Origin of the sequence: Pectinatus sottacetonis (assembly GCF_015732155.1) — a bacterium.
Lineage (GTDB): Bacteria > Bacillota > Negativicutes > Selenomonadales > Selenomonadaceae > Pectinatus > Pectinatus sottacetonis.
Window position 1 is genome coordinate 635965 of record NZ_WIQK01000001.1, and the last position, 12822, is coordinate 648786.

At 35.0% G+C, this 12822-nt stretch carries 11 protein-coding genes; all 11 read right to left on the minus strand.

Annotation, left to right across the window (positions count from 1 at the left end; translation table 11 throughout):
• Positions 1-35: 35 nt before the first annotated feature.
• Positions 36-2777 carry an AAA family ATPase gene (locus I6760_RS02975; protein WP_196593018.1) on the minus strand — a complete coding sequence of 914 codons (2742 nt, stop codon included), beginning with the start codon at positions 2775-2777 and terminating at the stop codon, positions 36-38.
• Between the two features lies 1 nt (position 2778).
• Positions 2779-3915, minus strand: coding sequence for an exonuclease SbcCD subunit D (locus I6760_RS02980; RefSeq protein WP_196593019.1), 1137 nt, complete (start codon positions 3913-3915; stop codon positions 2779-2781).
• A gap of 235 nt (positions 3916-4150) precedes the next feature.
• Positions 4151-4978, minus strand: coding sequence for a CheR family methyltransferase (locus I6760_RS02985; RefSeq protein WP_196594740.1), 828 nt, complete (start codon positions 4976-4978; stop codon positions 4151-4153).
• A gap of 320 nt (positions 4979-5298) precedes the next feature.
• On the minus strand, positions 5299-6519 hold the full coding sequence (locus tag I6760_RS02990; RefSeq protein WP_196593020.1) for a radical SAM protein: 1221 nt from the start codon (positions 6517-6519) through the stop codon (positions 5299-5301).
• Positions 6520-6629: 110 nt separating this feature from the next.
• Positions 6630-7205, minus strand: a complete 576-nt coding sequence (gene pth / locus I6760_RS02995) for an aminoacyl-tRNA hydrolase (protein WP_196593021.1) — start codon at positions 7203-7205, stop codon at positions 6630-6632.
• A gap of 110 nt (positions 7206-7315) precedes the next feature.
• Entirely contained in the window at positions 7316-7474 is a 159-nt protein-coding gene (locus tag I6760_RS03000) for a hypothetical protein (protein ID WP_196593022.1), read from the minus strand.
• A gap of 279 nt (positions 7475-7753) precedes the next feature.
• Positions 7754-8566 (minus strand): undecaprenyl-diphosphate phosphatase, encoded by an 813-nt coding sequence (locus I6760_RS03005; RefSeq protein ID WP_196594741.1) that lies wholly within the window; start codon positions 8564-8566, stop codon positions 7754-7756.
• A 121-nt stretch (positions 8567-8687) separates the two neighbouring features.
• Positions 8688-9662: a ribose-phosphate diphosphokinase gene (locus tag I6760_RS03010; protein WP_196593023.1), complete on the minus strand. Its 975-nt coding sequence runs from the start codon at positions 9660-9662 to the stop codon at positions 8688-8690.
• Between the two features lie 173 nt (positions 9663-9835).
• Positions 9836-11203 carry a bifunctional UDP-N-acetylglucosamine diphosphorylase/glucosamine-1-phosphate N-acetyltransferase GlmU gene (glmU, locus tag I6760_RS03015; RefSeq protein WP_269140286.1) on the minus strand — a complete coding sequence of 456 codons (1368 nt, stop codon included), beginning with the start codon at positions 11201-11203 and terminating at the stop codon, positions 9836-9838.
• A gap of 1 nt (position 11204) precedes the next feature.
• Entirely contained in the window at positions 11205-11900 is a 696-nt protein-coding gene (locus I6760_RS03020) for a GntR family transcriptional regulator (RefSeq protein ID WP_196594743.1), read from the minus strand.
• 34 nt (positions 11901-11934) lie between these two features.
• Entirely contained in the window at positions 11935-12813 is an 879-nt protein-coding gene (ispE, locus tag I6760_RS03025) for a 4-(cytidine 5'-diphospho)-2-C-methyl-D-erythritol kinase (RefSeq protein ID WP_196593024.1), read from the minus strand.
• Positions 12814-12822 lie beyond the last annotated feature (9 nt).

The following is a 12822-nucleotide window of genomic DNA, read 5'->3' on the forward strand; positions in this document are numbered from 1 at the left end:
AGTCTGACATTAATATGCCGGACTTTTTGTTTATATCAAACAATTATTTCTACTTTACTTCCGTCATGTGGTGTCTTGGTAACTCTTATCTGTTTGTCAATACGTTGTTTTAATTCTTCTACATGGGAAATAATTCCCACTAACTTGTTTCCATAGGTAAGATTATTTAAAACAGTTACTGCATATTCCAATGATTCTTCATCCAGGCTGCCAAAGCCTTCATCGACAAACATCGTATCCAATTTTATACCTCCTGAAGAAGACTGAATTTCATCGGATAACCCTAATGCCAGTGATAGTGATGCCTTAAATGATTCACCGCCAGAAAGTGTCTTTATACTGCGTTCACTGCCATTATAATGATCTATGACATTTAATTCCAATCCGCTTTGGCTACGCATATTTTGTGCAGCCAACCGTCTTTTCAATTCGTACTGGCCTGCACTCATTACCATAAACCTGCTGTTTGCCCTTGCTATTATCTTGTCAAAATACTGCATCTGTACATAAGTTTCCAATGTTACTTTATCTTTTCCTGTCTGCATGCCATTAACCGTCTGAGATAATTCTTTCTGCCATGATAATTTCCGAGCAAGTTTTTCATAGTCAGTCTGCTTTTCTATAATATTAAACAATGCTTTTTTATTACCAGCAATACGTATGTTTATTTTTTGTCTTTCTCTGGTTAACTTATCCCCTTCATGCAATAAATCCTGCTGCAGTTTGCGCAATTCTGCTATATTAACCGGATTATTGTCTTTCATCTGCTTTTCTAATGCTGTCAACTTAGCTTTTTCACTATCAATAAAACTCTTTTGCTTCTCATATGCCGCTTTATTTGTTTCCAGATTTTTCTCCAACAGCATTATATATGTTTCTTTTTCCTTCAATACACTAACCGCTGTTTTCCTGTCTTTAAATGTCAATTTTTCTGTTAGCTCAGTTCTTTTGCTGGTATTATTTTTAATAGTTTCTGTTGCTACTGCCATTATCTGTTCTAAATTTTTCATTTCCATATTTTCTGTTTCATATTGTTTTTCCCATAAAGGAATATTTTTATCCAGTTCTTCTTTTACAGAAACAGATTTTTTAACATCTAATAACTTCTTTTTCAAATCTATTGTCTTTTTTTGCAGATCATTTTCCCGCTTACTTATTCCTTTTCTGATTTTATCTTTATCAGTACATGATAATAATTGCGATGCTTTTTTCTTAACATCATTTTCCAATGCCGTAAATGTACCTTTTAATGTTCCTGCTTCCATGCTCAGCCGTGTCACTACAGTATCAAGCTTCTCCCTTATTTTTTTTATTGCTTCTACAGCCTCTTTGGTTGGTGCTTCTTTTAGTAAGTCCGCTGGAAAAGGATGATTTGATGACCCGCAAACGGGACATGGCTGTCCATCTTCAAGTGATAAAGCCAATATCCCAGCCTGTTCATCAAGATATGCCTTTTCCATTTTATCACACTTTTTATGCAATATTTCTTGTTCCGCCTGCTGCTTTTTATATTCACTTTGTGCTTTTTTATACTTACACAGCATTTTATTATATTTTTCCATATCAGCTAACAGATCTTTTAATTCCTTATCCTGCTTCGATATTTCAGCTATTTTTTGTACACATTGCTCTTTTTCCAATAAAATATCTTTTAATAAATGTTGTTTTTCTTTACTAGCAGTTATTTCTAATTTTAAAGTTTCCTGTTTTTCCTCTATGAAACTTCTCTTATTATCAAGCTGTTGTAATTCTATTTCCTGCTGCTTTACTAAAGTTAAAAGCTTTTCCAATTCATCATAAGAATCCATTTTATCTTTTATTTTACTTACCATCTCCACCACTGGTATGTATTCATTATCATAACATGACTTAGCATATTTATAATTTCCTTCGGTTTTTCCTAATAACCCAGCCGTATTTTTTATATTTTCCCTGCATAAAAATGCTGCTTTACGTGTTTTTTCCAAATAATCCGCATGTCCCAGCTGCACATTATTAAATGCCGCTTTTTTCTCGTTATCCTGAAGTTTAAGCTGCAAGGCTTTTTCCTTATTTTCATCAGTTTCAATATACTTTTTTATAAAATCAATAAATTCATTTACTACAGGAATATCCGGCAATTTTTCTGTATCAAGCTGGATATTTTTTTTATTATGTATTATTTCCATATCTATATACTCAAGTTTTTTTGCAGTTTCATCAGCGGCCTTTTTTATTTTTTCCTGCAGCTGCTGATAACGCTGTGTATTGAATATTTTACGAAAAATTTCACTACGTTCCCTTGTTGAAGATAATAACAAACGTAAAAATTCTCCCTGTGCAATCATTGCAATCTGGGTAAACTGAACACGATCTAATCCCATTAAATTTTCCACAAACTGCGTAACTTCCTTTACACCTGTTATAGGAGGAGCATCCGGCAGCTCAATATATGCCTTCGGTTTAGCCTGAACTGTTTTATCACCACGCTTTGACGGCCGTTCATATTCCGGACTTCGATGTATTTTATACTCACAATTATTATAAGAAAAATATAATTCAACAAATGTAGCCGTATTTTTATCAGCATATTTACTGCGAAACATGTTTGTTTCACGCACTGTTCCACTAGCTTCTCCATATAAAGCATATATAAGCGCATCAAATATAGTTGTCTTTCCTGCTCCTGTATCACCACTTATAAGATATAGTCCTTTTCTACCCAGCTGAGAAAAATCTATTTTTACTTCTCCCGCATAGGGTCCAAAAGCTGATAATATAAGATTTAAAGGCCGCATATCATTCTTCCTCCCAAATTTCCTCAATTATACTTTCTACAAAATCATACTGCTGCTGACTGAAAGATCTATTATTCTGTAATAAATAGAAATCATTCAACATATCTATGGGGCTCTTTTGCAATGTCTTATAATCTATATCAACCATATTAGCTGTTCGCGTTCTTGTATTGTCATAATCTATTTTCATAATATTAGGATATATTGTTCTTAGTTTTCCTATAACATCAGGAATCTCATTCTCATCAGTCAATGTTATCGCTAAATAATCATCAACCCTTGTTCCTTCATAATTAGATTTTAATGTTAAATCCATATATTGTCCGCGTAGTTTTCTCATGTCACGCAATGGGTGCAATTTTTTCTGACTGATATTAATAGCTGTTCCTTTCGCTTTTATTTCAACGCATGTAATTACTTTATCATTATTATATTCAGAGAAAGAATATTTTAACGGAGCCCCTGCATATCTTATAGTTTTTCTGCCTATAGACTGCGAACGATGAATATGCCCTAATGCTGCATAATCAAATGACAGAAAATTTTCTGCTGATACATTGTCGATTCCTCCTACACTTATCTCTTCAGAATCGCTGGTCTTCGCCCCAGTGACAAATTGATGTGCTATTATAACATTGCGTTCATCAGGATTAATTGACATCTTAGAGATTACAGTTTTTACTGCATCATCATATGTTTGTATATCTTCTTCCGGCCATATCTTTTTTACGTGAATAGGTTTTATAAAGGGGAGCATATATATATTTATATATCCATATGCATCTTTCATCTTTGTAGCGGTTATATTGCCATTAAATACCGGTGAAATATACACTCTGCTCTGGCTTAACAGGTCGGCTGCAAATGCCAGTCTATCTGCTGAATCATGATTCCCACTAATAATAAATATATTTGTTCCCAGATTTGACAACTTCGTCAAAAATTTGTCGAACAACCGTACAGCTTCTATTGAAGGGAGCTGTGTATCATATATATCTCCAGCAATAAAAACAGCATCTTGTTTATTATTTTCCAAAAATTTTAGAATTTGCTCCAGTACATATTTTTGGTCTTCCAGCATTGAAAAACCATTAACCCTTTTACCTATATGTAAATCACCTAAGTGAACAAATTTCATTATAAAATCCTCCTTATATAAAAACAAAAGGCTACCGCACGATAAACATTAACTCTCATAATGATGCAGACTACCATCACCGTAAGGTATTATTCCTCTAAATACAAACAAAGGTAATGATGATATATTGCATATTTATGAATGAAAATGTTTTTCTGCGACAACCTCTTCAGTATATATGTACAAAAACTCGACTAATATACTCTACTAACTACTATTTAATATCCTGGGCAAATTATTTCAATGGTCTTCTATAAAAAAATGGGCGGTGATTTTCATATCCCATATCACGATAGTTCAGAACAGCTTCTGTTCCTCCTACAAATAAAATTCCTCCAGGCTTTAATGCTTTAAAAAATTCCTTGTAAAGTTTATCCTTTGCTTCCTCAGTAAAATAAATCACTACATTTCTGCATAAAATAAGATCAAAATTATTCTCAAAAGAATCTTTTAACAGATTGTGCCGGCGAAACTCTATTTTGCTTTTTATCGTCGGGCTAACAGCAAACTTACCATCTGCTGTTTTAGTAAAATATTTTTGTTTACGTCCTAAAGAAATTGCTTTAAGCTCATTATCCGAATAAATACCCGTTTTTGCTTTATTCAAAATATCAACATCAAGATCTGATGCCAGTATGCGGTGCTTAACTCCTGGTGTTTTCTCATCCAATATCATGGCAATAGAATACGGTTCAGCTCCTATTGAACATCCAGCACTCCATATGTTCAGCCGAGGGCTTCTTTGTAACAGCTCTGGAATTATTACTGTTTCCAGTTCAGAAAATTTTTCCGGTGTACGAAAAAATTCTGATACATTAATTGTTAAATATTCTATGAATGACGCAAATTCATCTTTATCTTTTGCCACAAAATCTAAATACTCTGTAAAACTTTTATATCCCTTGCGCATAACAAGATTATTTATACGCCTTTTCATTTGTGCTTCTTTATATAAGTCAAGGTCTATACCAGTCTTCCTATTAAGTTTTTGCTTAAAGGTACTCCAATCATGCTCATTCACTTCAATTATTTCTCCCTTTTTACCATTCCTGAGAATATACATAGGTACTCCCCACGTTTCATCAATCCCCAGACTATAGTATTTTTTTCTTTCATTCATAAAAACCGTCCCTGGAATAAACAGATTAAAATATAAATCTGCTTACTTACTATAATTCTCCTATAAAATCAAGATCCTGACAATATAAATAATATTCAGCCAGCAGGGAGCTTCCCTATGGCAATTTTAATGATTTCTTGAATAAACTAAATATATAATAAAACTGTTATCATTTTATCATATATTTTCTAGAAAAGATATAACCTGTCATTATCTTAACTAAACGAACATCAGAATACTCAGAAAAACTTTTACACAAAATATCAGTTATTCTTATATCGAAATAATTGGGGAATTCTTATTGCAGAAAATTCTCCCTTAAGCCCGCCAAAAAACATTTTAGTACCTAAAGCCCTGTCCAGCATGGGCATTACTCTAGTAAAAAGGTCAGGGTCTATGTTCAAATCACATATACAGATCCTATCCACTGGTATTTTACGCAAAAATTTTCGCCAGTTCAACGCTTCACTTTTATTATCATTGAATCCTGGAAAATATAACATATTAAGAGTAATAACCACACCCTTTTCTCTAGCATAAATAAGCGACTTCACTACATCAGCCAGTTCATAATTACAGTTAAAATATGTTTGATAATTTTCCGGTACAGCACTTATTATATCTACCGTCATACTATCCAATCCTGCATCAGCCAATTTAGCAATTCCTGTCGTACACCCCGCATTGGTCCTTATATTTATATGTCCAGCAGTTTTCTCCCTAATCTTGCCTATTGCTGCTGCTAATTTTTCAGCCATAAGGGCCGGATCAGTATTTCCCCCGCAGCCAAAATTCAATATTCCATCTTTGACATGTTCAAAATAATATATCCCTATTTGCGTTATTTCCTCAGTTGTAGGAATAAAATTTAAAGGCTTTTGAATTTCCTCCGATATCAAATCACAGCCAAGACAAGCTGTATTATTATAAGCATCTGACATTGGTATCGTTACTACTTTGCGATGATAAAACAAATCTGTTGCCTGCTCTTGCTGTTTCAATGCACAATCCGCCAACCAGCAAACAAGCCTATTATCAGGTAAAGCATTTTTTACCTTTTTTACGGAAACATTTAATGCTTCTATATCATAACTATTTCTGACCGTTTTCTTCTTTTCATCCGTATACAATGCAGCTGCATATATTTGTTCCTTATATAGGCCTACAGCAGTATATGCATATGAAGGCAATTGAACTGCTGTTTCTTCTTTATAAAAAGACGGCAAATAACCCCTGATATATTCTTTTGGCAATACTGCTGCTACAGCCTGTCCCGATATTGGTATTATTTCGCCGTTTCTTTGTCCCAAAGTCATCCTTCCCGGTAAATACATAAAAACAGCATCATCAGGCAGTAATATTAAATCCCTTTTTTTTAAGACTATATTTTCTTTACCACTTCTACCCATAGCTGCTACTCCTGGAGCATCAAAAATCCCTCCATTTTCATCAGCATATAAAGCTGTAATTTTTACAGTATCCATTTAAACTCTCCCATTATCTAATGTGTACTATGCTGGTTTCATATCTGCTTTACATAAAACAATAAGTATTTTCAAGGACCAAATTACAAAATTATCTATTATTTATACAGTTACTTTTTAACCCGACGTGGATTATATTTATTCATAGCCTTATCTGCAGATTCATTAATTATGCATTCTACAGCCGGTATCAGCTTTTGTATTGCTTCCTGCACTGATTTTTGATCTTCTGGCGAAAACCGTGATAAAACATGGTCATTTACTCGCCAATTGGGTAAGGGATGCCCTATACCTATGCGTACATGGATAAATTCATTGCTGCCTATAGATGATATTATTGACTTTATTCCATTATGTCCGCCAGAATTGCCTTTTGTACGTATTCTTATCATGCCAGGCGGTAAATCCATGTCATCGTGTACAACTATAACATCACTTGGTTTTAATTTATACCAATGCATTGCTGGTGCCACTGCATTGCCACTAAGATTCATAAATGTAAGTGGTTTTAATAATAATACCTTATCTGTACCAATAACGGTCTGCGAAACAGCAGCATTAAATTTTTCCTGCCAGCTGCCAACTGTAAGTTTTTCCGCTAATGCATCAATAAACATAAAACCTACATTGTGTTTTGTCTTGCTATACTCTTGCCCCGGATTTCCAAGACCGGCAATTATTTTCATTAGAAAATCTTCCCCTTTAAAGTTGTGTATTATATACAATCACTTTTTTGCTGCATAGCAGCAATTTATTCATTAATCCAATACTGTTTATTATATAAAATGCCCCACTTTCAATTGCTTACGCAAATTCGATGGACATGGCTTATATCCCCATTGCTAAAGCAAGGGGCTTTATGGCATACTACAGTAAGAACATCATATTTTTTATAATACTCTAACTCATTTTCTATTTTTTCATACATCACAAAATCATTTTTCCCCTTGGGCATTTATCCCTGCTTACCTCTAAAAAACATTTATTTCTCATTATACCGATCTGCCAATTAGAAAAGCTCACTTTTTTCATTATTAAACACAAGAAGAATGCTGCAAACCTGATTAAGCATACCATTGGATTAGCAATAGAGTTATTTTTACATTTTTCCTGAAAAGCTCCATTTTACTTTAGCATATAAACCACTTGATTTTATATAGCAAAATCTGAAAAAAATAAAAGCTTTCATTATATTATTAATGAAAACTTTTATTTCATATTATATATATATATTTTAACTTATTAATATAAAATATGCAAAAACAATAATTCCTAATATTATCCGATACCAGCCAAATATTTTAAAATCATTCTTTTTAATATACCGTAGCAAAAATTTAATTGAGGCTATAGATACAACGAATGCCACCGTCATACCAAGAAGCATGATCATAGTTTCCTCGGCCGAATAATTAAGTCCAAATTTTACCATTTTCAGTAGACTGGCACCAAACATTACTGGTATTGCCAGAAAAAAAGTAAATTCTGCTGCCACATAACGGGAAGTACCAAAAATAATTCCCCCCAGAATAGTAGCACCAGACCGTGATGTTCCCGGAACTAATGCTAAAACCTGAAATAACCCTATAATAAACGCTGTTTTATAGTCAAGTTCTTCTAAACTATTTATGGTAGAAGTTCTTCTTTTATTATAATTTTCTACAATAATAAATAATATTCCATATAAGATAAGGGTAAATGCTACTACATGAGCATTCATAAAATGCTTTTCCATGTAGTTATTAAACAGCAAACCTATTACTGCTGCTGGAATGCAGGCAAATATTACCTTATACCATAAAGAAAAGGTCTGCTGTTTCTCCACTTTATTTTTACTTCTGGCAAATGGATTTAATTTCGTAAAATTTAATACGACTACGGACATAATTGCGCCTAATTGAATAACAACCAAAAACATATCCATAAATTTTTTATCTACAGCCATTTTTATGAATTCATTTACCAGAATCATGTGTCCGGTACTGCTTATCGGCAGCCATTCAGTGAGTCCCTCAACAACTCCCAGGATAACTACTTTTATCATCATTACAAAGTCCAATTATTTTTCCTCCTAAGATGTCTTTCTTTACTGCATATTTATCTAAAAAAGCCTCCCCAAAAGGAAAGGCTTTGAATTGGTACATATAATAATAGGAAATATTAAATCATTAAACTTTAGTCTGTACAGCATTTTCCATATCAAATAATTTACTTACAGAAGTCTGTGTATATATACGCGCAATAGCTTCACCAATAGCTGGAGCCATTGATAATGATATAATTTTACTAGAATGTTTATCTTTAGGCAATGGAATAGTATTAGTTATAATAAGCTCATCAATAGGTGAATCATCAATACGCTGAATTGCCGGATCACTCAAAATGCCATGGGTACAGCAGGCATGAATGGATTTTACACCTCGATTTTTTAATGCTTTTGCCCCTTCGCATAATGAACCAGCGGTGTCAACAATATCATCAATTATAATAGCATCTTTTCCTTCTACTTCACCGATAAGATTCATAACTTCAGCTTTGCCCGGCATAGGACGTCTTTTTTCGATAATAGCTATTGGCGCACCCAATCTGTCAGCCAAATTACGGGCCCGTGTAACACCGCCAAGATCAGGTGAGACTACAACTATATTTGTTAAATTTTTTTCCCTGACATATTTTGCCAGAACCGGCGCAGCTGCCAAATGATCTACCGGAATATCAAAAAATCCCTGTATCTGACCAGCATGTAAATCTACTGTAACAACTCTGTCAACACCAGCTGTAGTCATTAAATCAGCTACTAATTTAGCTGATATAGGTTCACGACCCCGGGTCTTCCTATCCTGCCGTGCATAAGCGTAATATGGTACAACTGCTGTTATATTGCGTGCTGATGCCCTCTTGCACGCATCTACCATTATAAGCAGTTCCATAAGATTGTCATTCACAGGCTGACTGGTTGGCTGTATAATAAAAACATCCTTTCCTCGGATACTTTCACTGATCATTACCTGTGTTTCCCCATTGTTAAAATGTCCCACAAACGCATGGCATAATTCGACTCCTATATAATCTACTACCTCTTGTGCCAGCTGAGGGTTGGCATTACCAGTAAGAATACATAGCTTGTCTGTGTCCAAAATCATCAATTTTCCTCCTGCAATTTAGATGCTTAAATAAATTTTATTATATTTGTTATAAAAGAACATACCGAGATCATTTAATAACCTTAGCAAATATTACCATCCTCAAAATGTTCTTCAATAAGCAGTTATTTTTATTCTACCTTTATAATCACTCATCATAACACAATTGTCAATTATTTTCTTTTATCACGCCATTTAGGTATATTTGTTTGCCTGGCTCTTCCTACAGCAAGCTCACCTGCTGGAATATCTTTCGTAATAGTAGAACCTGCTCCTACATAAGCGCCTTCTCCTACTTTTACCGGAGCTACTAAATTAGAATTACAACCTACGAAAGCATCATTTTCTATCGTTGTCCGATACTTTTTCTTCCCATCATAATTCACGGTTATAGTTCCACACCCCATATTTACACCCGACCCAATATCACTGTCTCCAATGTAACTCAGGTGTGGCAGTTTAGTCTTTTCACCTATATTAGAATTTTTCACTTCAACAAAATTGCCTATATGGACTTTATCAGCAACTTTAGTATGCGGCCGTAAGTGTACATAAGGACCCACAGTTGCTTCTGCCCCAATTTCACATTCATGTGCATAGGTAAATGTAACTACAGCTTTATCACCAATATTAATATCAGTAAATCTGCTACACGGCCCTATTTCACAATTGCTGCCTACAGTGGAATTACCCTGTATCCATGTAGACGGGTAAATAACTGTATCTTGCCCTATTGTCACATCCACATCTATATATGTAGTAGCCGGATCCATTATTGTTACACCGTCTGCCATAAGCTGCCTGTTTTTTCGCCGATGTAATATTCTTTCGGCTTCAGCTAACTGCTGTCGTGAATTTATTCCTAATGTAGCTTCATAGCTTTTTACTGCTGCTGCACTTATTTTCTTTCCCTGATCTCTAATAATTTCTAACACGTCTGGTAAATAATATTCTCCCTGGGCATTATTATTGCCTACTTTTTTCAATGCAGCAAATAATGTCTTCGCTTCAAAACAGTATATACCCGTATTTACTTCGGTTACTGCCCGTTCTGCTGTCGTAGCATCTTTATGTTCAACGATTTTCTTAACATAGCCATTAAAATCTCTTATGACACGTCCATAGCCTTTAGGATCAGGCATAACAGCAGTTAATACTGATGCCTGGGCTTTTTCTTTTTTATGGGCATCATAAAATTTTTTTAGCATCTTCGCCGTCAGCAAAGGTGTATCCCCACACAAAACCATCACTGTATCATTTTCATTTATCAATGGTTTTGCCTGCAGTACTGCATGTCCAGTACCCAGTTGCTCCTCCTGAACAACGACACGTGCTGTATTCCCGACAGCAGCTTTAACCTCATCCCGGCCAAATCCGACAACGACTATATTTTTTACCGCTCCAGCCCCAATAGCTGCATCAATAACATGCTGCAGCATCGGTTTGCCTCCTATATGGTGCAGGACCTTTGGTATATTTGACTTCATACGTGTTCCCTTGCCAGCTGCTAATATTACGGTAGAAAATTCCCCACTACTCAATTTATTCACTTTCCTTTTTTTTGTTTTTCACATCTTGCTTCATATCTTCCATACTTTTCAATAAAGTCTGTTCTGATTTTTCCATATGCTTTTCCGCTGCTTTTTGCGCATCTGAAACATTGCCCTGGGCAATAGTATCCACTATCCGGCGATGTTCCTCCAAAGTTTCCCGTAACCGTCCTGGATACGACATTGATTTTGTCCGAAAACGTGTAAGCTGTTCCCGCAGATTGGAAATAATTCCTACTAAACGATTATTTCGGCTTGCTTTATATAATAAATCATGAAACTTAGTATCAATTTCTACTATTTTATTCATGTTATTTTCTTCAATATACTCACCAATCTGAACTAATAATCTCTGTAACTCTTCCAGCTCATCTTCCGAAATCCGTTCAGCTGCCAGCCCACTGGCTAAAGAGTCCAATGCCGTGCGTATTTCAAAAACTTCATTTACATCACGTATTGACAAATTAGCCACATAAGTTCCCCGACGCGGCATCATTATTACATACCCTTCCAATTCCAGTTTTCTTATAGCTTCCCGCACCGGAGTACGGCTGACTCCAAGTTTTTCTGCTAAATGTATTTCCATAAGCCTTTGTCCGGGTTTTAACAGCCCTGTCCTGATAGCATTACGCAAAGTTTCAAATACCACTTCACGCAACGGCTGGTAACTATCAAGCTTTATTGGCATAAGTTTTTTATTTTCTCCCACTTAATATCTCCCCCTACTTATCTGCACTGCATCCCACAGATACTGCTGACGCAACATATATATCCATATCACAATACTCATGGTTCATTTTTTCTGCAATTTTCTCTGCTTTTGCAATGTTTTCACATATTGCAAAAATACTTGGTCCACTACCGGACATTAATGCCGCCTTCGCCCCATATCTGCACAACTTACTCTTGTATTCAGCCAGTTGTGGAAACTTAGTAATAGTCACACTTTCCAGGACATTTCCCAATGATTTACAAATATCATCAAGATTTTTAGCTTTTAATGCTTCTATCATCACAGACGCATGAGGATGATCTTTTATCTTAGTTTCTTTATACTGCCCATACACCCATGCAGTTGAAACACTTACTGGTGGTTTAACTATTACAAAAGCACCATTTCCCCAAGACGGCATAGAAGTTATTTTCTCCCCCCGGCCTTGAGCAAGCATTGTGCCTCCAATAAGGCAAAAGGGAATATCTGACCCCAGTGAAGCAGCTATACTACATAGCTCAATCCGAGATTTCTTCAACCCAAACAATTTATTAAGTCCATATAAAGCCGCTGCTGCATCGGCACTGCCGCCCGCCAATCCCGCTGCTACCGGTATATTTTTTTCTAAAGTAAATTTTACACCAGAAGTAATCTTATATTTTTCTAAAAATAATTTTGCTGCCTTATATATAAGGTTGTCTTGTTTACTTTTAACTCCCGGTATAGAACAATCAATTATTATATCGCAAATATCACTTTTTTCAATTACAAGTTTGTCACTAAGATTTATAGACTGCATTATCATTTCTACATCATGATAATTATCATCGCGTTTACCTAAAACATCCAGTGTTAAATTAATTTTGCTATTAGCAGTAACCGTCAGCAATTTTTATTC